Origin of the sequence: Sphingobacterium sp. BIGb0165, assembly GCF_024810095.1 — a bacterium.
GTDB lineage: Bacteria > Bacteroidota > Bacteroidia > Sphingobacteriales > Sphingobacteriaceae > Sphingobacterium > Sphingobacterium detergens.
Map to the genome: position 1 here is coordinate 526949 of NZ_JANUEB010000001.1, position 25969 is coordinate 552917.

Here is a 25969-nt window from a genome sequence, read left to right on the forward strand (position 1 = left end):
TCTCGTCTTTGTTCAAATGCTTTATAATCATGATTATACTTCACAGTCATGATTTTGCTGAGGGGTAATACAGTTGCCTTTCTTTTTCCCAATTGTGGGGAGGTATGCAATACAGCAGGCAACCAGGATGAGTAACAACATCGATACTGTCGTCGCATAACCATAAGCAGCAGTAATATTATTCAGAAGGAAGAAGGTGTTTCCCTTTTCATGTAGGAAAAGTCCGACAACAAAAGCAATACCGAGACAGATAGACAGCTGTTGTATCGTGAGGTAGATGGCTGATCCTACACCAATTAATTCCTTGTTGACATCTTTTAATGCGAGTGTCATCAAGGAGGGGAGTACACTACCACATCCAAGCCCATAAATGAAAAAGAGCAGATGAAGCTGATCAGTCGCGATAGTCTCTTTGTTGAGAACGAGCAGATGAAAGAACAGACCTATAACCATTGTGCCCAATCCGGCTAGTATCACTGCTTTCCCATAACGTTGAATCAACTTGTTGACCATAAGGCTTGCAACGACATACCCAATACCCTGGTAAACGAAAGCGACACCAGTCATCGTAGCAGTGTAGCTCTTGTGATTCTGTAGATAATTGGAATTAATAATAAAATAAGCATCTTGGACCATGTAGTAGGCTAGTGCAGCTACCAGCCCAAGGTTGAAGACCTTGCTGCGGAAGAGTGAGAAGTTAAAAAGCGCCTGTTGTCCGGTTTGGTATAGCCTCCTCTGCTTTTTCAGGAATAAAAGCGTTAAGATGAGTGCGGTCCCCAACAGTAGGATACACCAGATCGGCCAATGCAGTTCAGGTCCCATGATCAAGGGGTATATCATGCCTATCATGAGTATAAATAAAGTCAGCATCGGTATAAATGAGATCGTGGATTTGGGGTTTGCCTGATCACTGGGGACATAACGATAAGCGGCAATACAGGCAAGGACACCAATAGGGATATTAATGAGGAAAATAAGACGCCAGCTTTCCTGTATCCAGGATTGATCCGGAAGCAGACCACCGAGTAGCTGGCCAATGACGGAGGCAACGCCTGCGATACTGCCATATATCCCCAATGCCATTGATCGTTTTGTCGCATCTTCAAAAAGTAAAGTAATTAATGCGATGCCCTGTGGCACCATCATACCTGAACTAATTCCCTGGAGCAGCCTGCCGAGTAATAAGAAATAGATATTGGTTGACAGTCCACATAAGATCGATGCAAAAGTAAAACCGGCCATACCCAGTAGGTATAATTTCTTTTTGCCAAAATAATCTCCGGCATTTCCTGCATTGATCAGCAGGCTAGCATACCCAATGATATATAGGATAATGATCCATTGTGTCGCACTATTACTCAGATTCAAGGCATGCTGTATGGTAGGTAAAGAAACATTGATAATGAATAGATCGATGACAAACAAAAAGATGCCAATGGATAGGATAGAAATATGAAGCAAATCTTTAATTTGGAAGCGCATATAGAAAGTTTTTGATAATTTTATAGTCAAAAGTAGTTTGGAAATTTTTTATGATCAAGTAGTTATAAATTATGTACTTGGTATGGTTTTATGAACTAATGGTCAGTATGAGGTGATTATGGACGAAAAAAAAAATGAGTTTTTTGGAAGTTGTTGCGATGTCAATGGTATTTTCAAGATTATAGGTGGAAAATGGAAGGTTTTACTGATCAAGGCCATTGCAAGGGAGTGTCCTAAGCGGTTTGGAGAATTGCGTAGGGAAATGGATGATATGGCACAGACAACATTGACGGTACAATTACGTGAACTGGAGCGTGATGGTATTCTGTGCCGACAGATTTATGCAGAATCACCACCACGGGTAGAATATAAACTCAGCGATTTAGGAAAAACATTATTGCCGATTATTGAGCAGCTCGATGAGTGGTGGTTAAGCTATAAAAGTGAGCGTGTATAGGAAGGATTTGGAAATGCATCCTGGTAGTTGCCTACACAGTATGCATTTCTTCTTTTTTCGATGTTCCCAATAAAACAATAGTCAGGATAATACATGCAGTACCCATCCAGTCGGTAAAGGCAAAAGGTGTGTTAAGCCATAATACCGCCAGTAATGCCGCTGATAAAGGTTCTGCGGAAGCGAGAAGGCTGGTTTTTTGACCGCCAATTAATTTGACTGCTGTGAGGTAGGCGTAAAAAGGGATGAGGGTTCCAAAAATAACGATAAACGAAGTATAGGTATAGGTCTGCATATCCCAAACACCTGCAACATCCCAGGGAGCCCTGACAAAACAAAATGCAATTCCACCGATGAGCATACCCCAGCCAATGACAACTGTTGATTTATACTTATTGAGGAGATGAACAGGTTGTAAGGTATAAAAGGCCAGTGTTACTGCCGAAACTAATCCAAAGAACAGCGCAATTCCAGAGATCGACAATGTTCCTATTTTACCATGGGTGACCAACAGAAACGTACCTAATATGGCCAGTAAAATTGCCAGGCAAGTTTTGCCATTGGGAAATTTTCGCTCTTTTAACGCAATATAGATCGCGATCATAACCGGGCCAGTGTATTGCATGACGGTTGCTGTGGCAGCATTGGAATAATTGATTGCCGCAAAATAGGAATATTGAACAGCAAGTACGCCAACAATACTAAATAAGAGCAGATCAATAGCATCTTTGCGGTTGCTCCAGATAGACCATAAATCCCTGCGGTTATTTGCTCCTGCTAAAATTAAGAGGACAGCACCCGTTACCAACATTCTAATGGTAATCAGCCATTCAACATTTACTGCACGTTTTTGAAAAAGAAATTGACCAAAAGTTCCGGAAACGCCCCAAAGTATGGCCGCGCAAACGGCCAATAAAAAGCCTTTCAAAACTTTATTGCTCTCTGTATTATTCATGTTAAAAATTAATGATCTTTGGATGTACTGCTATAAAATCACCTCATTGTCGGTTGTGCCGGTGGTCAATATATCAGCAATACTTTTTAATGTGCGTTGAGAAATTTGGGTTAGCGCTTCCGTTGTGAAAAAGGCCTGATGCGCTGTAACCAAAACATTTGGAAAACTCATCAACAACTGAATGGTGTCATCTTCTATAATGACGGTGGAAAGATCTTTAAAAAATAGTTTCTCTTCCTGTTCATAAACATCAATTCCTAACAAACCTATTTTTCGCTCTTTCAATGCGCTAATGGCATCATTGGTATGAATAAGATTACCGCGACTCGTATTGATAATGGTGACTCCATCCTTCATTTTTGCTAGTGATTCTTTATTGATGAGGTAATGGTTGTCTGGTGTAAGGGGGCAATGCAATGAGATGATATCGGAGTCCTTAAATAATTGATCAAGAGTTGTATACTGAACACCGGCTGTGATCAAATTTTGATCAGGATACAGATCATACGCGATGACCTGTGCTCCAAACCCGAGAGCAATTCGGATAAACGCTTTACCGATTTTCCCTGTTCCGATAACGCCAATCTTCTTTTGATGGATATTGAAGCCCAACAAGCCATTTAGGGCAAAGTTTTGCTCACGGACGCGATTATAGGCTTTATGTGTTTTTCGGTTGAGTGTCAATAGCATAGCCATCGTGTGTTCGGCAACGGCTTCAGGAGAATATGCGGGTACACGACAGACTTGGATACCAAATTCTTTCGCAGCATCCAAATCTACATTATTGAAACCTGCACATCGCAAGGCGATTAATTTTACGCCTTTTTGAGCAAGGATTTCTATCACCTTGCGGTCCAACTTGTCATTGACAAAAACACAAACAACCTCTTCATTGTCAATTGCATTGACAATATGAGGTCCGAGATGGGTTTCATAAAAATTGAATTGAAAACCGTAGGTTTCGTTTTCCCGTTCAAAAAATATTTTATCGTATGGTTTGGTTGAAAAGAAAGCTATTTTCATAAAATTGTATTTCCTAGGTAAATATACAGTATTAATTTTTTATCCGGTTTAAAGTTTGTCGAATAAATGCGGTTGATGCTTGCAAAATGCCCAATAAAAGCAGTAAATTAGTTTAAAATCACAATCAAGTTATCCGATTTAACTTTTGACGATAAAAATCACTTCATCATGAACTGGTCAACTCAAATTACACAGCTATTAGGTACAATATATCCGATCGTACAGGCGCCTATGTTTGGTGTTACAACCCCCGAAATGGTCGCAGCAGCTTCAGGAATTGGCGCTTTAGGCACATTGGCCCTTGGAGATTTATCCTACGAAAAATGTATGGATGCCATTGCTGAGACGAAAAAGCTGACGACACGGCCTTTTGCAGTCAATATTTTTGTCAATAGCATGCCTGAGCTGTCAGAAAGTCTGAGATCCCACTATGATAAGGTGAGTTCCTTTGTAACAGCATTAGCTCGTCAACATGGACTGGCGGTCGTGCTGCCGAAGTTTGAGGAAATTCATTTGACGGATTATCGAGAACAAGTAGCTGCTATTATCGCAAGCCAGTGCAAAATCGTCAGTTTTATTTTTGGCAATTTAGACGATGAGAGCATAGGTCTTTTAAAGGAAAATAAGATTATCCTGATCGGTACCTGCACATCCGTTGAGGAGGCCCTGATATTGGAAAAGTCAGGTGTTGATATTATTTGTGTACAGGGGCTAGAGGCTGGTGGCCATCGCGGAAGCTTCAATGATATTGCTATTCCACAGATTGGCGGACTGGCATTGTTGTCGCAAGTACACGATCATATAAGTAAACCCTTGATCTATGCAGGCGGGATATACAATGCCAATACTTTGCTGGCGGCGAGACAATTGGGAGCTGCTGGTTTTCAGGTTGGCAGTTTATTGCTTAAATCCGAGGAAAGTGCGTTGTTGGATTTTGAAAAACAACATTTAGGCCATGTGAAAGAATCAGATATTGTCTTGACCAGGAGTTTTTCGGGACGGTTTACTAGGGCGATAAAGAACATTTTTATTGATACCTTGGATGGGACTGATTATATTTTACCTTATCCCTATCAAAATAAGCTGACGAATGCGTTGAGAAAGGCTGCCAAAGCGAATAAAAATATAGATTTTGTTGGTATTTGGCTAGGGCAATCTATTCATTTCTATCGGGATGATTCGACGGGGGATATACTCAAGGCGCTGATCCAGGAAGTTGAAGCGCTGGTAGGTTGAAATGAAATAGCGAAGCAATATCGAATATAACTAGAAATATAGGATTGCTTTGATTTACGGAGGATGTAGATATTGTTCTACAATAATTTATTCGTTATTCTTGTTTTATATAAAAAATGATTAAATTAGAGTTAACTAAGTTATAAACAGATTCATATGGAAATTAAAACATCTTCAAAGTTTGTTGCCGAACTAATTGGAACATTTGGTTTGGTACTGTTTGGTTGTGGTGCGGCCGCGATTGCTGGGGCCAATACCATGGGGGGACTTTCAGGGCTAGGCCTCTTGGGTATTGCTGTAGCGTTTGGTCTTTCGGTAGTGGTTTTTGCCTACGCCATTGGAGGGATTTCGGGCTGTCATATTAACCCAGCGGTGACAGTAGGCGTGCTACTGGCCGGAAAAATGTCCGCTAAGGACGCGATTGTCTATATCATTGCGCAGTTTATCGGTGCACTTTTGGGTGCCTTTGTATTGCAACAGATTTTGAGCGGACAATTAGCCGGCTTTTCGGCAGGAGAGTGGGCTTACGGGTCCAATGGATGGGGGAAAGGTTATCAAAATGAATATGGTCAAACTTCAGCCTTCCTAATCGAAGCAGTTTTAACTTTTCTCTTTCTTTTCGTCATATTGGCTACAACCTCAAAGGTAGGTAATGGTACTATGGCAGGCTTAGCAATCGGATTTACATTGCTTTTGATCCACTTGGTAGCGATCCCAGTGACGGGTACTTCGGTTAACCCTGCGCGTTCATTCGGTCCTGCGATCCTTGCTGGAGGCAATGCATTATCGCAATTGTGGTTATTTATCGTCGCGCCATTAGTTGGTGCAGCTGCCGCAGCTGGTGTATGGAGAGCACTGGAACCTAAAGATTAATTTTTTGTTATAAAACTGAAGCGCGCAAGGATTCTATTATTTCCTTGCGCGCTTTTTTTGCTTATATAGAGTAGTTATCGCTCAGCAAATAATCGTCTTTTCCTTTAGGCTTCCTGCAGATCCCGAATAAAAGCTTCAACTTTTTCCTCATCAGTCGCCCAAGAGGTGATGAGTCGAATCGCGGTATGCTCAGCATCGATATTTTTCCAGTTATAGAATTGGTAATGCTGGCTCAATCGTTCAATGATCTTCTTTGGAAGAATAGGGAATAACTGATTTGTGGTGGATTCTGTTAGAAAAGTATAGCCCTTTTCACGAACTGCTGATGCAATACGCATGGCTAGGGCATTTGCCTGCCGAGCCAGATCGAAATAGAGATCATCTTTAAATAGTTCTAGAAACTGAATTGAAAGAATACGCCCTTTGGCCAACATAGCACCTTTTTGTTTGATTGCATATTCAAAATCTATAGCCAATTCAGGTTTATTAAAGATAATGGCTTCTCCCAAAAGCGCTCCATTTTTGGTGCCACCAATATAAAAGACATCGGTATATTCGCTGATGGCAGCGAGTGTCAAATCACTATTTTCAGCGGTAAGTGCATGTCCCAACCTGGCACCATCGAGATACAGTAGCAAATGATGGGATTGACAGAATTGAAAGAGTGCCTTGAGTTCATCACGTGTGTAAATTGTGCCAATTTCTGTTGAATTGGAGATATAGACTATACGTGGTTTTACGACATGGGGAGCCAACGCATAGGCCTCCAGAACGTTGGCAATATCTTCAGGCCTTAATTTCCCATCTGCTGTTTCGGTTGTGATAACTTTGTGCCCGGTGGCTTCGATTGCACCTGTTTCATTTGCTGCAATATGTCCCGTTTTTGCACTTATAACAGCCTCATGGACACGCAACAAGAACGATATGACCAATAAATTTGTTTGCGTTCCTCCAGATACGAAATAGATACCTGCATCTGGGTTGTTTAATTTTTCTTTTAAAATTGCTTTTGCCTGTTGTGCATATTCATCCTCTCCATATCCGGATTGCTGCACGAGATTGGTCTCAATAAGTTTATCTAAAATACGGGGGTGGGCCCCTTCCGAATAGTCGTTTTTAAAGTTGTACATAGTAAGTGTTTTAGCTCAGGTGTCTTTCTAATTAACCAATGACTGTTGCAGTTTTTTCAATCTTTCATACCAAAACGATGAACAGAGAAAAGTCAATCGCCGCTTGCGTTTTCAAAAGTATAAATACGTTCTTACTTTTTCCTGATTTTGAGCAAAAAAACATGTTCGGGATCATTAATTAATTCGTCTTTCGCTAAATCTGCAATGAAGCAATCCTAAAAAGTAAAACCGCTTGTCAAGCAATAATGACAAGCGGTTTCGTTTTAAAACGGGAACATCGAATGAACTTCTAATTTAGTAAATCATAGACACGTACATAGTCAACTTCAAATGTCACAGGGAATATGCTGTCATCGACGCCTTCCTTGCCACCCCAGTTGCCACCCACGGCCAAATTGATGAGCCAATGGAAGTTTTGGTCAAAGGGCCATTCTTTAAAACTCTTGTGCTCATTGTCAACATGAAAGATTTCATGGTCATCCACAAAACCTTTGATGTAGGAGGGAGTCCAGTCAACCCGATAGTTGTGAAACTCATCGGAAACGCCTGTAATCTGTCTTTTACTTGTTTTTTGTGTATTTATACCATGATTGTAAGCTTCGGTATGCGTCGAAATATGAACGACATCTTGATCATACCCGACATGTTCGAGAATATCTATTTCACCTGAGGCGGGCCATCCTCCATATTTCCAATCGGTCGGAAGCATCCAGATAGCAGGCCAGGTGCCACGACCTTTAGGTAATTTGGCACGGGCTTCAAACCTTCCATAAGTAAAATCGCCTTTATTCTTGCTGACTAATCGAGCCGAAGTATAGGATTTGCCACCTTTATTTTCTTTTTTTACCGTAATCTTTAACAGGCCATCTTCTACCTTGGAATTCGCTAATGATGCGTCCATATAATATTGCAGTTCGTTGTTACCCCAGCCGTCGTCTAAAGAACCGACATCATAGGACCATTTGTTCCTATCCGGTAGACCCGAATAGTTAAATTCATCAGACCAGGTCGGTGAAGGGGAAAAATGATAGGTGATGTCTCCTGTTTTAGCCGAATCTGAATTCACATAAAATGGAATATTCGCTGTCGCGACATTATTGTTTCCATCGCTTGCATAAACAAATAGGCGATAGGCACCTGCTTTGATGGGTGCGGTGATAGAGCCCTTGGTATCGGAATTACTTTTGATATATCCGGATAGCGCTTGAGGTCTTTCTTCACGGTCACCACCCTCTTTAAGATCTGTACTCTCATGGAGGAGTTCCCAGCGGATCTGTAATTTATCCCCATCGGGATCCTTTACAAAGACTTCAATGGGATATTCCTTACCTGATTCAAGATAGATAAAATCTTTTGCCTGCCTGTTGTCCAACAAAAGGGTGTCCAGCTGCGGAGCTCGATTGTTAGGCCATTTGCCCGACCAGAGATAATGCATCACATCGATGACTTCATTTTCTTCTCCCGCTTCGGTAAACAAACCATACCAGGTTGGTGTGCGTTCTTGTTTTTGTCCCCACAGAAAGACATAAGAACCCAGGCAGTTTTTGTCCTGACCGATCGAAGCTTCGTACCTGGATCTATAGACGGCTGCCTTCTGACTACTGCTCTCCTCAATGGAGGCTCTCCACGGAGTCTGTAGACTTTCCCAATGACCCGTAGGCCCCCATTCCGTGACGATATAAGCTTTATTCCAGCCCACTTTTTTTAATTCTTGGGGAACAGCGGCGAGTCCACCGTATACCTGCACCGCAATAAGATCCAGAGCCGGACACTTTACCTTGATATAATTAATCTCTTTTTGATTTACACCCGCAAGCATGGTCGTTACCAAGTGATTGGGGTCTAATTCATGGATCATTTTTGCAATATCATTGACGGCATCCCAGACTTTGGGATTGCTGTAATGAAGGTTGAGCTCATTGCCGATGCCCCAGGCCAATAAGGCTGGATGATCTTTGTATTTCAGGATAACTGTGCGAAGGTATTCTTTCTGTTTGGCAACTGCTGTTTGATCGTTATAATCGAAACCGTGTCTTTCTGTTTTCACATCCAGCCCTAAGGTGACCGTAAGACCCAACCGCTGTGCTTTATTTAGGATTTCATCAGCACCTTGTGGACTCCAAGTGCGTATGGAGTTGCCTCCATACGCTTTTAATTGTTCCATATTGCTTGTTCCGCCCGCTCCCTTGATAAAGTAGGGTTTTCCATCACGCATGATTGTAAAGCCACCGTCAACTTTGGCGATTGCTGTTTTTATGACTTTCCCTTTTTGTCCCCATACAATAGGAAGGAAGAGAAGGTTTAGCAATAATAATGTTATTAGTCTTCCTGCTGTCTTCATTTATCTAAAGTTAGGATTTGCATCTATTTGGGTCTGTGGTATAGGGAGAAACTCGCTTACGCCCGGAATGAATTTTGAACCAAAGACATCTTTTGCACGCCCCGTACGAACCAAGTCATTGAAACGTTCGCCCCACCATTCACAGGCAAATTCAGCACGACGCTCATCAAGTATCTGATTTAAGGTGACATTTGCAATTGCTGTTAGTTTTGCGCGTTCGCGAATCAGACGAAAAGGTTCATCCCCATTTTGTCCCTTTCTGACCTTTGCTTCCGCATTTAACAAAAGCACATCTGCATAACGTAATATACGAACATTATTATTCGCACCATACTCCATTCGACCTGCCGTCATCTGGGATTTCGGAAGATAGGCTTTACCGTTGAAATATTTGACACCAAAAGGATTACCATAGACCACGTCGCCGCTTGGCGTTGTAGTTGTTGTAGCCGGATTGCCATTGATTCCACAATATTGGATCGTCGTTTTTAAGCGTTCGGTTTCACCTCTATTGGTAAGGAAATCAACAATATTTTGTGAAGGTGGAACCCATCCAGCACCGGAAATAGGACTTCCTTTCTGATCACCTGAAGGGCCTTGCCATTTGAAGAAAGTCCCCCAGTCAACACCTGGTCGAACGATATCACCCGTGCCTAATCCAAAATCGGAATATTGTAATTCAAAGATAGACTCATTGGCTAGCTTGCCAGGAATTTTAAAAAGCTCGTAATAGTTAGGGTATAAAGAAAACCGACCACTGGCTATAATTTTGTTGGTGGCATCAAGCACTTCATTCCAATGCGTGCTTGCATTGTCATTTCCTGCGAGATCTGCTGCTGCTTTTGCTTTTAACAGGAGGGCGGTGTATTTTGTCACAGCACCAATGTGTTTAGACTGGTTTGGACGTGCATCTTCAAGATCCTCTGAACAGGCATTCATTTCATCTATAATAAATTGTCGGACTTCCGCCGCTGTGCTTTTATTGATCGTAGCTAATCGGCCGATATTATCACTATCAATTAGAATAGGTACGTTGCCAAATAGACGTGATGCCATCAGATGGGCGTATGCCCTTAAGACTTTGACTTCAGCCTTGTATTGTTTGTTGAGCTTTATGTCAGCCATATTGGATGTCGGAATTTTCGCCGCAAAATTATCCAGCTCGATCAAGGCATTGTTTGCTGCGATAACGAGACTGTAATAACTAATCCAAGATTGATTTAGTCCCCAATAGGATTGAATTGTAACATCATTTTGAAAATTTTTGATGCTCATTAATTCGGGATTGTCATTTGGATTTGGGGCAGCTTGTTGGTAGTCGTCATCGCGCATACAACGAATGGAAAGGTCGATCCAATGAACCAGATTATCATCTGCAGCCGAACGGTACACGCCGGATACAGGGCCGTACATCAATGCAGTATTGCTGTAATCTATTTCCTCGGAACGCTGCTGGTTTTCTAAGGGTTTGTCCAAAAACTTACTACAGCTGGATATGGTAAAAGAGAGGCCTAAGCAGCTTGCAATCAGAATATATTTTAAAGTTTTCATGCAGTTTAAATTAAAAGGTTAACAGTTAGAACGATACTTTGACACCTAGACTATAGGACGAAGCAATTGGATAGACGTTGGCATCGAATCCCATTCCAGCTATTTCTGGCGTAAAACCATTGTACTTCGTGAACATAAAAGGTCTGTCAGCCGTTGCAAAAACACGTACTGGTATTTTGTTCAGATCAAAATTATAGCCCAGCTGAATATTCTGTATCCGCAGATAGGCACCACTCTCGACAAAAAACGAGCTTGCTTGTAGATTCCATGGGGCTACAGATCCTTTTGCAGAAGGGTGGGTGTTGCTGCTACCTTCTCCGGTCCAGAGATTTTCGATGAAAGCAGCGTCTGCATTCATCTGATTGTATTTTCGACGCATTGCACGATTAAGATTATGGATTTTGTTGCCCGCTACACCTTGAAAGGCGATACTTAGATCAAACTTTTTGTAATCAAATGCTAGGTTAAACCCGTAGGCGATAGTTGGAAGATAGTTCCCGAGGTTGACGCGGTCTTTTTCATCAAGTTCGCCATTGTTGTTCTGATCTTTGTATTGAAGATATCCCGGTAAAATCGGTGTATTTGGATTTTGTTGGTTGTATCTTTTCGCAATGGGATCTGCATCAATCTGCGCTTGATTCTGGTACACACCTGCGACTTCATAACCATAATAGAAGTTGATGGGTTGATTGAGCTCAATCCTCGCTGGAAATTCTGCTGACCATTCGGGATAACCATTCATGATATTCTCCAGTCCACCGAGGTTCTTTACACTATTTTTTAATGTGGTCAGGTTCCCGCCGATCGCATAGCCGAAGTCACCAACCTTGTCTTTCCATTGCAATCCGATCTCCCAGCCACTGTTCGTTACGCTGCCCCAATTGCCGTAGACACGATCCCAGGAAAAGGGAATAGGTCTGCTAAAAGCGAGATCGTTTGTTGTACGGTGATAGTAGTCTACTGTACCTGTTAAGCGATTGTTCAACAAAGCGAAATCGAGACCACCATCCCATTCTTCAACAACTTCCCAGCGGACCTGGGTGAAAAACCGACCGACACGATATCCTGGCACACGTGTTCCATTTGTTGCACCTTCACTGCCGAATATTCCCGAATAGTTATTACCCGAATACACTGTCGCGTATCCAGCATTGGGTTGAATACCGTCGTTCCCCAATTTACCCCAGCTTCCACGGAGCTTTAATTGATTGAAGAGTTTTTGGTTTTCCATAAACTTTTCACGGGTCAATACCCAACCTAAGCCTATGGATGGAAAATAACCCCACTTTGTCTGGTATTTGGAGCTTCCATCTGCACGGAATGTTGCGGTCAATAGATACTTGTTGTCATAGTCATAGGTGCCTCTCGTGAAATAGGAAATCCCAGCATTTCTTGACCCTCTCTCACCGTAACCAGTAGCCGAACCAGTACCTTGAGCATCTACACCTACATACCAAAATTCTTCGGACGCAGGTACATCATTAGCTTGAACCCAGGTCTCACGCCAGCGTTCTTCACGCGAAGACTGGCCTAGTAGGACCGACCAGTGATGTTTGTCGGCCTGATCTTTATATGTTAAGAGGTTATCTAAGATATAATTGGTGTTACGTGCTTGCGCTGATCGTAAAAAAGAGCGGTCATTGCGTTGGTCATTATCAATATAATAAACAGGATTATAGTTTATGTTGTGGGTAGATTGATACCGCTGGCTAAGCTGTGAGCGAAAAGTGATCTTATCCTTCCAAAGCTCTGCTTCTAAATAGATTGTTGGTAAAATCTGAAAACCTTTTGTTTGATTGGTATTGTAGAATGCCGTTGCAATCGGATTATTGTACCAAAATCCGGATTGCATGCCAATAGCGGTACTGGATCCAAATTTTTCACGTTTGGCAAGTTCCAATGAAGGATCATAGACTGGATAAAGTGGTGAAGCAAAATAGGCCTGTCTGAATGCTGCGTTGTTAGGTGAGTAGGTTTTGAAGTTATTGAAATGCGCACTAAAACCTGCTTTTAACCAGTCTGTTACTTTAGCATCCACCTGCATTCGGATATTGTATTTTTGGTTCATATTGCTGGCGTCCATAATCCCATCCTGTTTGACGTAATTAAGTCCCATCGCATAGGTTATTTTTTCACCTCCACCCATCATATCCAAGTTATGGTTTGTGATCAGGGCCTTGGAACGTAACAGTTCTTTGAACCAATCGGTATCCATCGCGGGATTGGTTTCGGTACCACCAAATTTCTGTACAGAACTCTTTACAAATGCGTCATTACCAATAGCCGTTGCATAGGCCGCATATTGCTGCGCATTGGCCATTTTTAAAACATTTGTTGGTGTCTGGAAACCTGCGAAACCATTATAAGTAATTTTTGATTTCATGTTTAAGCTTCCTTTTTTTGTAGTCACCAGAATGACACCATTTGCGGCACGTACCCCATAGATTGCTGCTCCAGAAGCATCCTTTAAAATGGAAATGTCGGCTATATCATTTGGATTTAGAAAGTCAATATTATCCATGAACATTCCATCCACAACATATAGGGGACTTTCATTATTAAAAGAGCCTACACCACGGACACGGACGGATGGCGTTGATCCCGGTGCGCCGGAACTGACGACCTGCACGCCGGTGACAGCACCCTGTAGGGCATCCATTGGGTTGGCCACAGTCCGTTTGACCATTTCTCCCATATCTACTTTTCCAATAGGAGCTGTTAGGTCTCCTTTTCGTTGTGTACCATAGCCGACAACAACTACTTCGTCCAGATTGAAGTCACCTTTGGGTTTGAGCTGAATATTTAAGAGATTCCCATTTATAGAAACGGTTTGTGTTTCATACCCTAAAGAGGAGATCACCAAATCGGTCGAATTTTGCGGAATTGAAAGACTAAAATCTCCGTTTTCGTTGCTGCTGGTGCCGATCTTGGAATTGCCCTGCAAAAAGACGCTCGCCACAATAGGATTTCCCGCTTGGTTGGTGATCCTTCCACTGATGGTTTTGTTCTGTGCCATGACTGTATTTGTCAAGCAAGAGAACAGTGCAACACTGGCAATAATACTGATATTATTTCTCATGTGTAATGAATTAAAATTTAGGAATTGTTTATAATTATCAAGTATCAAAATTAGTCTTACAAATGGGATTGATGAATTTTAGAGATACTACAACACTACGTCATGTTGTGTTTTTCGGCTAAAATTCAATATATTTGGGCTACGTCAAGTTTACGTCAGCCAATTGAAGGGAATTATTATGAAGTGTTTTGTCATCCTATTTTTTATGCTACTTTCTGTTTTTTCAAATCGGCTGATAGGACAGGATTTGCTTGGCTTACCACTGGTGTATAATTATAGCAAATCGATATATCAGGGTGGGAGCCGAACTTGGGATATCAAACAGGATAGCCATGGGATTATGTATTTTGGCAATAGTGAAGGGTTATTGACATTTGATGGACGATATTGGAAAACATTCTCCTTGCCCAACCATACCAATATCCGCTCCATATGGATTGATGCTAATGATCGTATATATGTGGGTGGTCAAGGGGACTTTGGCTATTTTGAACGCTCTTCACAATCGGGATTGACCTACAGGTCATTGAAAGAGTTAATTCCTCCAAAATATCGAAACTTTGCGGATATCTGGAATACTGTTGGGTTAGGACAATCAGTTTTTTTTCGAGGAACTGATGTTATATTTGAGTTAAAAGGGCAAAAGATCCAGGTGCACCCTGCTGCTGTGGAATGGTATTTTATGGGACAATCGGGGGGAATATTATATGCACAGGATCGGAAGAATGGTTTATTAGAATTCCGCGATAATAAATGGACTCCTTATATCACAGACTTACCCTTTAAAGATGTTAAGATTGCTACTATAATGCCTTTTGGCAAGGATCGTATATTATTATCCACTTTAAATAATGAAAATTATGCCCTGCAAGGCAGAAAAATGACGCGATTGAATAAGCAGGATAACGATGGTAGCTATACCCCATCCTTAGCACAGATCGACGAGTTAACATTTGTTGTGGGTAATGCAAAAGAAGGTTGTCACATACGTGATATGGCCGGAAATACAATACAGCGGATCGGCGTCAGGGAAGGTTTGCAAAATAAGAACGTCACCGCCGTTTTCGTTGATAAGCAAAAGAATATATGGATCGGTACTGATAATGTAATTTCGGTCATCAGCTATGGAAGCGCTATTCGCTACCTGAGACCAAATATGGACAATGATGTTACCGGATATTCCTCAGTTATCTTTAATAATACACTTTATCTTTCTTCATCCAATGGAGTATATTATGCCAATATAAAAAGTAATCTAATAGATCAAAGCCGTTCGCCGGCCGTGTTTTCACTGCTTCAGGGGAGTGATGCTGGAGAAGCCTGGCGCTTAGAACAACTCAATGGCCACGTGTTATTGGGGCACAATAAGGGTTTGTTTCAGATCACGGATCATTCCATCAAACCACTAACACAGGGTATAGGGACATGGAAATTGCTTCCATTAAATATGGTATATCCTATTGAAGAGAGTTTAGTTGGTACCTATCAGGGCTTGGAGCTATTGCATTTTCATAACGGTGTTTTCTCGTCCAAAGGCCTGCTCAATGGACCATCTGATTCTTTTCGCTTTCTTGAACAGGATGAAAATGGAACAATATGGGCCTCACATCCCTACAGAGGAATATATCGAATAACACTGTCAAAAGATAAGAAGTCTTATCAGGCTGAGCTCTATACTCAAAAGAATGGACTACCCGCGGATTATCAAAATTATGTGTTTAGAATAAAAAATCAAGTGGTATTTGCAACGGAAAAAGGGCTTTATAATTATGATTATAATAGCAAGCGATTTGTGCCAAGCAAACAGTTTGCTGCTTTTAAGGATCTGACCATCCGCTATCTAAAGGATGACCAAGATGGCAATATCTGGTTTTGTACAAAGAAAACAGTTGGCCTTGGACAGTTTGACGCGAAAAAGGGAACCTATCATTTGGTTAATTTTCCAGAAATAGAAGGCATGAGTACCTCCGGTTTTGAGCATATCTATAGTTTCGATAAAAATAATATCTATGTAGGCGCAGAAAAAGGAGTGCTTCATATCAATTATGACAAATACCTGAAACAAAGCTTTAAACCGGTCGCTATGCTCTCGCAAGTCATCGCAACAGGGAAGGGGGATAGTCTTATTTTTGCTGGTTTTTTTTCAAATATGTCAAAACTAAAAGAAGCGTCTGGAAAGGATAGTATCTTGCAGTTGCCGGCTGTGTTCAATTCTTTCCGATTTAGCTTCTCTTCACCAAGTTATGGCATACATCAACATCTTGAGTTTAGCTATAAATTGTCGGGGTATGATGAGAATTGGTCTTCTTGGACACAGCAGTCCGAAAAGTCGTATACCAACTTGCAGGACGGTCAGTATACGTTCTTAGTTAAGGTTCGGAACAACCTAAATCAAGAGTCCAATGTAGCGGAATACAGTTTTGTCGTTTTGCCACCTTGGTATAAAACCTTGTTGGCAAAAATCGGCTATTTTCTACTCGCTACACTTGGTGTATTGGGTCTGATTCGTCTGCGAAAAATTGAACAGCACAAACAGCAGCTAAAACATGAAAAACAATTGGAGCAATTGCGTTACATCCATCAGCTGGAAATTGAAAAAAATGAAAAAGAAATTGTGAAGCTGAACAATGAGAAGTTGGCAGATGAGGTCATCACCAAAACAAAAGAATTGGCGAGTACTAGTATGCAGCTGCTGGAAAATTCGGGAGCATTGATCAAAGTAAGGGATGAATTGGCTAAGCTGGATACGGGTGACGATGAAGATTCCAATCTAAAGCGCATTAATAACCTATTAAAAGATATTGAAAAAAACAGCGCTAACTGGAATCAATTTGCCAGTCATTTTGATGAGCTTAACGATGGTTTTTTGAATAAGTTAAAGGAAAAACATCCGGGATTATCCCGCAATGATCTTAAAGTATGTGCTTATTTGAAACTTCATTTTACATCCAAACAAATTGCGCAATTGCAGAATATTACCGTCAGAGGAGTTGAAATCCACCGCTATAGATTACGGAAAAAATTACAGGTCGAAACGGAGCTGTCATTAAATGACTATCTGAATATGATTTGAGGAAATTATACCTGTAAAATAAAGCACCTGTAATTAATTTATATAAGGCTTAATCACTACATTCGTTAGGGACGACAAACGATCAAAATATGAAAAGATTCTTTTTTATTGTCAGTATATTATCGGCGTTTTGCATGGGCTATGCTTTTAACGCAGTGAAGAATGATACGATAGAACCTCCAATAAAAAGGGTGACAGGGATTGGTGGAATCTTTTTTAAGTGTAAAGACCCTAAAAAAATGCGGGCTTGGTATGCTACCCATCTCGGGCTGAATACAAATGAATATGGTGCAGTATTTGAATGGTACCAGGGAGCGGACAGTACCAAGAAAGGTTTTTCTCAATGGAGCCCTTTTAACGAGAAAACTAGCTATTTTCAACCATCCGAAAAAGATTTCATGATCAACTATCGTGTCGAAAACCTCGAATATTTAGTTGCTGAATTGAAAAAAGAAGGGGTAAATGTACTGGATGAAATAGAAACATTTGATTATGGAAAATTCGTTCATATCATGGATATTGAAGGGAATAAAATCGAACTATGGCAACCCAATGATGTGGTGTATGAAAATCTTGGAAAAAGTATTGGAGCGAAAACGACAAAGTAAAAAATACTCCCTAATAAGCGATTGGAATCTTTTCTATCTTGTCTTGGATCGGTGAAAAGTTCGATCTAAGAGAAAAGCGATAGCAGATCCAGCAATGTAGGCTATCAGGTCCGACCAGAGAAAGCCTTGGCCAAATAGCAGTCGTAATAGCGGATGGCTTCTGACGCTGATTAATAGCGGATGTTGTACCAACTGTAAAAACTCAATTGCAAAGCAAAATAACAGTGAACTTACAAAGCAAAAGCTGAGGGATCGCTGAAAAAAAATAAACCTACATAACCAGTATATCATCACAGCATATAAACCATCGCCCACAAATAAAGGGATTCCTGTAATTTTCCGCGATAATAATCCGAAGACTATTGTTGCGCACATTAAAACCAGGTAGTGGACTCTCTTTAATTTTATCATCGTGATTATGCTTATCAAATAAAGTTGTTAGAGGTTAGTCTTTTTGGACAAACTGTTCCAATATTTTATTCAGTGTGATGATGTCATCTTTATCGCTCGGATATTGATTTATATTTCTGACACTGTGATTTTGATCATTGGTTAGGCCTAGTGCATTTTGCTGTACAAAACCGTTTGTCATAACTAACCCGTTTGTGATACAGCTTGCGATATATGAAGCATGATCTGCAAGAATTGGAATAATTTTCAAGTGTTTTGCTATCAATGATCTGGTTTCTTGTGCCTGTGCTGCCGGAATGCCGAGCATCGGTAGAAGTAACAAAAATACAAACGGATACTTCACAAAAGATTTCAATTCTTCTAAGGTCAGAAACCAGGCCTCAAAATGGCCGCCTAGATTACCGATATAGTTATCATTGAGAAAGAAAACGATTGCATTTGAACGGAATTGGATATAAATGGACAATTCCTCTGTCAGGTCTTCAGCGATATATCGAAGTACTTCATCATCTGTATTAGGAGGGAAGAAAAGTTGTTCCCAATTGGCTAAATCTTCCGCATCAATTTTTAGAACATCCAGTGCTTCATCAATATTTAATTCGTTTTCAGTATCATAACCACGGAACCAGCATAAATAATAATACCAAAAGATTACGTTTCTCCCAAGCTCCTTTATTGAAATGCGTTTATCCATATTATACCATTAGATTAATGGCTAAATATAAAAAGAAGTTTATAGAGAACGACGATACAGGGCAAAAAAGCTCTTAATAAAAGGAGAGCTAGTAGACTATATTTGCTGTAGTGGATTTTCGTTGCGGCTGTTCTTTAACTATTTTTGACAGTTATTTTAATGACTATTTTATATTTTAGATCAATAATTTGATTTATGGCAAAAATATTATTTTCCCTGTGTGTTTTTTTTAGTTGCAACATGCTATTTGCTCAAATCCATATCGTTGATAGTTTGAGTGGTGAACCTGTGCCTTTAGTGAATATTTACGCTGAAGATGGAACATTATTAGGTGTAGCAAATGCGAAAGGGGAGTTCGCTATGGATTCGCTGAAGCAGCATGCAAATACAAAGATCATATTGCAGCATATTTCCTATAATAATTATTATGAATCGAGTTCGAAGCTGCGAAAAGAGAAGCTGATCAAATTGATTCCGCGTAGCATTAAAATAGATGAGATCGCTATCGAAGATAAGAGTCAGTATGATTATCTGATTTTGAAAGGGTATTTTAGAAATACTACTTTTTTCAATAAGCGTACACGTTATTTCTACGACGGAATTATTGAATATTATATTCCGTTGAAAAACAAAAATGGGAAAGTCTATCACCGTATTTTGGATTACCGGATTTTTGAGGATTCCATCGCTACTCAGAATTTTAGAGAGGTGATGGGCAATTTTTGGCAATGGAAGCCACATGTGATGCGCATGAAAGCGCAGTCTGTTGCCAATGATCTTCCGTCAAAATTTGTTATGGTTCAGGATAAAGGGCGGAGAATCATTCGGATGGGTAATCTGAATACCGGATATATCCAAAAAACAGTCCGTGGTGATGTACAGGTATATTTTGACATTATTCCACCCAATAGCCAAAAAGAAGTAAGCTTCTTTAAGGTCAAAGGGCAGCAATATACCGGCGTAACCATGGAAAATTATTCGCCGACAAATCTCGATCAACCTGAACAGGGTAAGTTGGTCAGCAGGGTGGTAATGAACGTCGGTGCTATCAAAAGAGGTCGTAAATCGGAATTTGTTCCTTTTGATTTTTTGAGTGAGTTTTATACGCAAGAACGTCGATTCATGACGAAAGAAGAATTCAAGAGTGTAAAGAAAGAGGTTACTTCAGGTCTTTGGCTCGAATTGAAAAGCCGGTATACAAGCAAATTTTGGTTGGACAATACTAAATTTGGCATCCCATCGATGAATCCTTTTATTGAGAAAAAATTCGGCAAGGAATTGCTGGAGCTAAAATAAATTTGAATACGGTACAGCTATTATAAACAGGATTATCTATTTCTAACAATAAGAGTATCATTGTTGTTATTATAACGCAAATGTGCTAGAAGATCCAGCTTTTCCAAGCTTTCTGACAAATCTTTTTGGATTTTTCGATATCGACCCTTGGTAATACTTAGTTCAAGCGCAGTAGAAAGCATTTTCACACGATTGCCACCTTCATCCAATGGATAGATAAAAAAATAACGTGCTCGACCTGCGTATTTTTTTGAAAAAACCTGTCGGGTATAGGTATCATAGGTTGGGCCAACGACAAATTCATGATCTGTATAGTAAAATGATTGGAGCTGTTGAAAGTTTTGGCGGAGTTCCAGCCGATCTCTATAGATGATTAATTTGGTTCCAAATCTTTCGTAAAGGCAATAGCAAAAAGCAAGGAAAGAAAATAAAGCCAAGCCCATAAGAACCAAGGAAAAATTTCGCTCGACAAAGATTAAATAGCAAATCCCCACCCAGCCAATGAGGGGGGCTATCATATAAAATGTCCATTGATTATTGGGATAGTATACCTTCATGTATTATTTTTATTTTATTCAAAATCTTGGTGTTGTTTTGAATGAAGTCAGGAATGTTAATCTGTTTTAGCTTCAAAGCTTCCTTGTGTAAGACATGGTCTCAATAGGGTTACCAAAGATCTTCTTGCTTCCTTTTTGTTGGGTGAAGGATTTATGCTGCGCTATTTCAGTAGCAATCCTGTAAATGACTTGCATATCCTGTTGGGGATGGATCGTTATGAGTAACTGTCCTTGCTGATCGAAAAGCTGAAGCTGATTAACCAATGAATGGTTTATCTTCATGCTATAAATATCGTCTAGAAGGATGTCCTGCTCCGGTTTCTTCTGTTGTTTGATCAGGATATGTTGATGATCAATAAGTACCTCTATTTTGGGGTTAATTAGCTGCAGGATCACAACAAATGGACCAATAACGATGATTGCGACCAAGAAGCCCAGCGCTTTGGCTGGTCCAAAGTTATTGACAGCATCGGCCATCCCATTGATGCCACCATAGATAAGGTAGAAAATAGTAAAAACTATAATCAAATAGCTGAATCCAAAGATTAAGCCCTTTTTAACATTGTGTGATTTAAACTGAAAAGTCTTCATAAGTCAAATTTACCCTGCTTATCTCTCTATTTAAATATTCATTAATTGGATAAATATAAATATCTTTATCTAATTATTGCTATATAAGCGAACAAGAAAGCAATCATTATTTTAAAAGCGCTGAAAGTTGGGAAATAGTATCCAAATTGAACGGAAAAATTTAGGTAAAAGTGGGAATTATTTCACATTGGTATTGTATAGCCTTATTTTCTTCATAGGTTTTCTTTCCATCTTTTGGGAGTGGAAATCAGGTATAGTTTCTGTCGTCTGCGTGATTGCTAGCTATTTTCTGAACCGTAAAATAAATCTGATCCTACACCTGAAGTGGTTTTCCATTGCTTTGGTTCTTTTAGCGCTGCTTATATCCTGGTTATTACAGCTGTCGTTTTGGATATTTATAATTCAATTTCTGGCACTAAGTTGTATTCACGCTGTGATAGCTTTTATAGCGGCTATTCGGGATGATCATACCGATATTATTTTTTCACTGAATGCGGATAACTTCTCCTGTCTCTGTCCCGGAAGTGATTATAAAGGGTACGCTCTTAACCCAATGGGGTATAGGAAATACTTTAAAACAAAGGATATTGATAGCATTCAACAGGACGAGCGTGGATTGCTCATTGTTGTAAAAGGAGAAATTTTGCGACCGCGGGAATTAACAGTATCTGAAATAACACAAATTTTAGCTTATTTCAATGCAGGAGAGCTTAAAGTGGTCGAGGCTATTCCCCTTCGCGATACTCGTCAGGCCGAGACCGAATTAGCATGGGTGAAAATTCTGATCTTTGGGGTTCCATGTCTGTTAGCTGGTCTTTCGATTTACTTCCTGGGCGATAACGGACGAAATACAGTCGTTAGTATGATCAGTATCTTACTGGCCATTCTATTGGTTCCCTTGTTGTTGAAACTGGTCAATAGACGGAAACACCGTCCGGAAAATAAGTAAGGTTTATTTTAAGAAATTGGCATACCAATGGCCGGAGGATTTTATAATACGCTGCTGGTTTTGAAAATCAACATACACCAACCCGAATCGTGGCCGATATCCTTCCGCCCATTCAAAATTGTCTAAAAAAGTCCAGACGAAGTAGCCTTTCACATTTACGCCTTCTTCTTTTGCCTGATAGACATGTTGTATGGCTTCTTGCAGATAGTTCAACCGTCTGGGATCATGTACCTGTCCATGCTCAATTTGATCCTTAAAAGCAGCACCATTTTCGGTGACAATGAGTGGCGGCATATTGGGGTAGTTACTGAATTTTTTCAGCATTTGGTAAATGGAGCTGGGGTATACTTCCCAGTTCATTTCGGTCATTTCAACTTTACGTTCCTTGGCCGTCACGATCTTTGCCTGAAGATAGGGAACAAACATGGCATAGCGAATCATCTCACGGGTATAATTTTGAATACCGATAAAGTCCATATCAAACTTTAAATCGTTCTCATCACCTTGTTTTATGTATTTTTCAATTCGATTGAGAATTTTGATCTCCTGTGTAGGGTAGCCCATGCCCAGTAGTGGCTCGATGAACAATCTATTGAGTAATACATCGGCTTTTTTTGCGGCAATCACATCTTTTTCCCTTGCTGTGAATGGTTCTACATGGGAACAGGAAAAAGTCGTGCCCACCTGGCTGTCCGGTTGTAAAGATTTTATGATCCTGGCGCCATAGGCTTGTGCTAATGCAGCATGGTGAGCCGCCGCAAGAAAGTTGCCCAAACCTTTTCTTTCCGGAGCATGTACACCAAAGAAGTACCCTGCAGCAGTAAATACGGTAGGCTCATTAAGCACCATCCAATTTTTGACACGATCTCCATAACGGGCAACACATGTGGATACAAATTCACCGAACCAATCCTTGACATCACGGTTGACCCAGCCACCCTTTTTTTCCAGCGCATGGGGGAGGTCCCAGTGATATAGAGTAACCCAGGGTGTAATCCCTAATTCCAGTGAGAGGTCGATCAGACGATCATAAAAATCCATACCTGACAGATTGGGCTGCCCAATACCATTCGGCAGGATACGGCTCCAGGATAAGGAAAAACGATAGTTAGGAATGTGCATACCTTTCATTAATGCCAGATCCTGCATGTAACGGTTGTAGAAATCACAGGCATGGTCGCCATGTTGATTTTGAAATATACGGTTTCTTTTCTTTACAAAGATATCCCATATAGAAGGGCCTTTGCCATGTTGATCATGTGCCCCCTCGATTTGATAAGCGGCGGTAGATACTCCCCAAATAAAATCTTTGCCAAAGGCATCTTTGGTTAAATGCATTTATCGAAATATAGCTATCGGATGTGTCATCCGACCTGAATATGAATTAATTTTTGTGGAATCTTAGTGGTGAATAGAATGAACTGAATCGACCTAAAAAGATTCTAAATATAATCCGTTGGAAAAAATAGTTGATCGTTTTCATAATTGATACATTAAAGTGTTAACTGCATTAATTATTCTATTATAAAGGAACGAAACTGATATTAACTGAATATGAATTATTTATTAAATATATAAAAAAATAACTATTTTATTTTGATCGTTTTTAGACAGTGGAATTGTTTGATTTTTGATCTCGTATTTTTGGTAAATTATTATCTTTAAGGTTACAATAGGGAAATGACATATTTAAAATTGATAATAGATTCTGAAAATGATACTGAGAAAATTTAAAATAACTGGATATCCAAGTATGCTCCGCTTCTCCGCCGATGGGAACTATATTATGGTTGGGACTTATGAAGGTGGCGTTCAGATTTTTAATCTACAACAGGATAAAGTACTGTTTAAAGTCCGGTTAAAAGGGCCGAAACATGATCTACCAATCCATTATTGTGCGATTAGTTTTGACAATCGTTATTTTGCCTTTAGCTGTTTATTTAAGATTTTTGTTATAGATCTTCAGCAAAAGGAGATTGTAAAGGAATTTGACTATGCAAAGGACCTTGAATTACAGGCTTCCGTCAGTTTTAGCTTTTTCAATAGGCAAAATAGTCTTGTTTATCCAAATGGGAAAAAACTGGTGATCTATAATTTTGAGACAGCGGAATCAGTTGATATCGCATTATCGGAGCAGGCTGGACTGACGAATGAGCTAGCCATCAACCAGACTGATGATCTGATCGCGTACAAAAGCTGGAATGATTCATTGAAGGATAGCCTGTCTATTATTGATCTGAAAACTATGTCAAGTACAGCTCTTGCGCTGCCGTATAAAAAATCCCATCATCAGTTATTTATGTGCAAGCTCCAGTTTACCGATGATGACACCCTAGTGGTATTTAGAAAAGGTTTGGGTTTTAGTTACTTTGATCTGAGATCAAAAATTGAAAAACATCATATCACTTGGGAAGATCTTGGTTTTAGATCTGTCCATAATTATCTGCACACACAAGTCTCGGGTGATGGACGTTATCTGTTAATCCATCGCGAAAAACCTGACAAGGAAGATCTTGATGCGTGGTATGTCGATGTGCCCGATGGAATGGACTATGTTATTTTCGATACCAATACAAACCGGATTATCTATACCTTACCGAAATACGAATCAGTGGTCACCTTTGATATGAAGCATCGTTTATTCGCATTCATGGAAAGTGAGGAGGAAAGCAAAAACAAGTTCCTGACAATCAAAACAATTTAAGACCAGCTAACAATCAAACTGTACCGTACCAACAAATGGATATGCTGCTGTGGATAGAATGATGATTGTTCTCGATTCTTCGTAATCACGGGGACTGGAGATAACAAAGTCTAATTTACCATCCCGATCGAGGTCGCCAATAAATTCAAGCGTTGTCGCTGTGTCATGATAGGCGGTCTGGTCGATCAGCGTCCGTTGATATTGACCGTTGACAAAAAGCTTTAATGCATATCTTGCATTGGGTTTCTGCTCCTCATCCTTATAGAATTCAATGCCAGTAGCACGCAACTCATAGCGGTCATTTTTGTAGGTAAATTCAACCGGTTTATTGGGTGGAATAATCTTATTGGGGAGCGCTATACTGTCTACTGAACCATTCTGTATAGCGGATATGTTAAAAAATACCAACACATCATTTTGCGGATTTATGGTTTCTGTGGGTAAGCCCGAACAAGGTTCTTCTTTCTCATAAGTAATGGTATATTTCGCTGGTGCAACGTTATATTTTCCGTTTTTACGATGAAGTTCCAACCAGCCGTTGTTAATCACTTTGGATACATTGTTATCATCCCAGATCCGATAGGCAAAAGGTACTAAAACCTGACCATCTATCATGGAGTCTGTCGGATTGGTCATTGGTGCTGATGCAGCTGGAAGGGCTTTTTCAGCTTGTGATTGCTGAGGAGGAATTGTTGTATCCATTGCAGCCTCTTGTTTTGTGGACGTTGAATTCGTAGCCTTATTTTGACATGCGGATAAGATTAGGACCAGAAAGAAAGAGATGCTCGTAAATTTTAAATAACCCATATGCTGTATTTTATCGTAAAGATAAATAAAAGAAGTAAAATACGCTTTCGGGATGCTAAATAGGGTGCTATTTAATTTTTTCTTAAACGATTATGGAATCTATTTATTTACTGCATCCTTTCAGAAAAAAAATGCTCATATTTAGTAGATATTTA

The 25969-nt window shown here is 40.1% G+C and carries 21 protein-coding genes; 8 read left to right on the top strand and 13 right to left on the bottom strand.

Translation table 11 applies throughout. The annotated features are described in order from the left end of the window. Nucleotides 1-33: 33 nt before the first annotated feature. Nucleotides 34-1482: an MFS transporter gene (locus M2408_RS02285; protein WP_259178884.1), complete on the bottom strand. Its 1449-nt coding sequence runs from the start codon at nt 1480-1482 to the stop codon at nt 34-36. Nucleotides 1483-1600: 118 nt separating this feature from the next. Here M2408_RS02285 and M2408_RS02290 point away from each other — a divergent pair, with 118 nt between their 5' ends. Next, nucleotides 1601-1939: a helix-turn-helix domain-containing protein gene (locus tag M2408_RS02290; protein WP_259178886.1), complete on the top strand. Its 339-nt coding sequence runs from the start codon at nt 1601-1603 to the stop codon at nt 1937-1939. Between the two features lie 31 nt (nt 1940-1970). Here M2408_RS02290 and M2408_RS02295 read toward each other — a convergent pair whose 3' ends face one another. Together M2408_RS02295 and M2408_RS02300 are read right to left on the bottom strand one after the other, a co-directional pair. Continuing rightward, entirely contained in the window at nt 1971-2891 is a 921-nt protein-coding gene (locus tag M2408_RS02295; protein WP_259178888.1) for a DMT family transporter, read from the bottom strand. Between the two features lie 30 nt (nt 2892-2921). After that, a complete protein-coding gene (locus M2408_RS02300) occupies nt 2922-3914 on the bottom strand; it encodes a 2-hydroxyacid dehydrogenase (protein ID WP_259178890.1) in 993 nt (330 codons plus the stop codon). A 168-nt stretch (nt 3915-4082) separates the two neighbouring features. Here M2408_RS02300 and M2408_RS02305 point away from each other — a divergent pair, with 168 nt between their 5' ends. Together M2408_RS02305 and M2408_RS02310 are read left to right on the top strand one after the other, a co-directional pair. After that, nucleotides 4083-5150, top strand: coding sequence for a nitronate monooxygenase family protein (locus M2408_RS02305; protein WP_259178892.1), 1068 nt, complete (start codon nt 4083-4085; stop codon nt 5148-5150). A gap of 156 nt (nt 5151-5306) precedes the next feature. After that, nucleotides 5307-6023: an MIP family channel protein gene (locus M2408_RS02310; protein WP_223580086.1), complete on the top strand. Its 717-nt coding sequence runs from the start codon at nt 5307-5309 to the stop codon at nt 6021-6023. A 104-nt stretch (nt 6024-6127) separates the two neighbouring features. Here the strand turns inward: M2408_RS02310 and M2408_RS02315 are convergent, their stop codons facing one another. From M2408_RS02315 to M2408_RS02330, 4 genes are all read right to left on the bottom strand, one after another. Further along, on the bottom strand, nt 6128-7153 hold the full coding sequence (locus tag M2408_RS02315; RefSeq protein ID WP_259178894.1) for a low specificity L-threonine aldolase: 1026 nt from the start codon (nt 7151-7153) through the stop codon (nt 6128-6130). Between the two features lie 289 nt (nt 7154-7442). Then, the gene (locus tag M2408_RS02320) at nt 7443-9494 is read right to left on the bottom strand and encodes a family 16 glycosylhydrolase (RefSeq protein WP_259178897.1); all 2052 of its coding nucleotides are present in this window, start codon (nt 9492-9494) and stop codon (nt 7443-7445) included. Continuing rightward, the gene (locus tag M2408_RS02325; RefSeq protein ID WP_259178899.1) at nt 9495-11045 is read right to left on the bottom strand and encodes a RagB/SusD family nutrient uptake outer membrane protein; all 1551 of its coding nucleotides are present in this window, start codon (nt 11043-11045) and stop codon (nt 9495-9497) included. Nucleotides 11046-11070: 25 nt separating this feature from the next. Beyond that, nucleotides 11071-14124: a TonB-dependent receptor gene (locus tag M2408_RS02330; RefSeq protein WP_259178900.1), complete on the bottom strand. Its 3054-nt coding sequence runs from the start codon at nt 14122-14124 to the stop codon at nt 11071-11073. A 178-nt stretch (nt 14125-14302) separates the two neighbouring features. Here M2408_RS02330 and M2408_RS02335 point away from each other — a divergent pair, with 178 nt between their 5' ends. Beyond that, nucleotides 14303-17197: a triple tyrosine motif-containing protein gene (locus M2408_RS02335; protein WP_259178901.1), complete on the top strand. Its 2895-nt coding sequence runs from the start codon at nt 14303-14305 to the stop codon at nt 17195-17197. Between the two features lie 89 nt (nt 17198-17286). After that, nucleotides 17287-17805 (top strand): VOC family protein, encoded by a 519-nt coding sequence (locus tag M2408_RS02340; protein ID WP_259178903.1) that lies wholly within the window; start codon nt 17287-17289, stop codon nt 17803-17805. A gap of 33 nt (nt 17806-17838) precedes the next feature. On the opposite strand, the gene M2408_RS26325 is transcribed toward M2408_RS02340, so the two are convergent. Both M2408_RS26325 and M2408_RS02345 read right to left on the bottom strand, forming a co-directional pair. Then, nucleotides 17839-18216, bottom strand: coding sequence for a DUF2809 domain-containing protein (locus tag M2408_RS26325; protein WP_409049479.1), 378 nt, complete (start codon nt 18214-18216; stop codon nt 17839-17841). 34 nt (nt 18217-18250) lie between these two features. Beyond that, a complete protein-coding gene (locus M2408_RS02345; RefSeq protein ID WP_259178905.1) occupies nt 18251-18910 on the bottom strand; it encodes an Imm19 family immunity protein in 660 nt (219 codons plus the stop codon). Between the two features lie 240 nt (nt 18911-19150). Here M2408_RS02345 and M2408_RS02350 point away from each other — a divergent pair, with 240 nt between their 5' ends. After that, nucleotides 19151-20206: a carboxypeptidase-like regulatory domain-containing protein gene (locus M2408_RS02350; protein WP_259178906.1), complete on the top strand. Its 1056-nt coding sequence runs from the start codon at nt 19151-19153 to the stop codon at nt 20204-20206. A gap of 32 nt (nt 20207-20238) precedes the next feature. Here M2408_RS02350 and M2408_RS02355 read toward each other — a convergent pair whose 3' ends face one another. Both M2408_RS02355 and M2408_RS02360 read right to left on the bottom strand, forming a co-directional pair. After that, a complete protein-coding gene (locus M2408_RS02355; protein ID WP_259178908.1) occupies nt 20239-20763 on the bottom strand; it encodes a hypothetical protein in 525 nt (174 codons plus the stop codon). Nucleotides 20764-20835: 72 nt separating this feature from the next. Beyond that, nucleotides 20836-21354 carry a hypothetical protein gene (locus tag M2408_RS02360; RefSeq protein WP_259178909.1) on the bottom strand — a complete coding sequence of 173 codons (519 nt, stop codon included), beginning with the start codon at nt 21352-21354 and terminating at the stop codon, nt 20836-20838. Between the two features lie 127 nt (nt 21355-21481). Here M2408_RS02360 and M2408_RS02365 point away from each other — a divergent pair, with 127 nt between their 5' ends. Further along, nucleotides 21482-22303, top strand: a complete 822-nt coding sequence (locus tag M2408_RS02365; RefSeq protein WP_259178910.1) for a hypothetical protein — start codon at nt 21482-21484, stop codon at nt 22301-22303. A 3-nt stretch (nt 22304-22306) separates the two neighbouring features. Here the strand turns inward: M2408_RS02365 and M2408_RS02370 are convergent, their stop codons facing one another. Continuing rightward, nucleotides 22307-23641, bottom strand: a complete 1335-nt coding sequence (locus M2408_RS02370) for a GH1 family beta-glucosidase (RefSeq protein ID WP_259178911.1) — start codon at nt 23639-23641, stop codon at nt 22307-22309. Between the two features lie 376 nt (nt 23642-24017). Between M2408_RS02370 and M2408_RS02375 the strand changes: the two genes are divergently transcribed. Then, a complete protein-coding gene (locus M2408_RS02375) occupies nt 24018-25007 on the top strand; it encodes a hypothetical protein (protein ID WP_259178912.1) in 990 nt (329 codons plus the stop codon). 6 nt (nt 25008-25013) lie between these two features. On the opposite strand, the gene M2408_RS02380 is transcribed toward M2408_RS02375, so the two are convergent. Further along, on the bottom strand, nt 25014-25814 hold the full coding sequence (locus M2408_RS02380; protein ID WP_259178913.1) for a hypothetical protein: 801 nt from the start codon (nt 25812-25814) through the stop codon (nt 25014-25016). Nucleotides 25815-25969 lie beyond the last annotated feature (155 nt).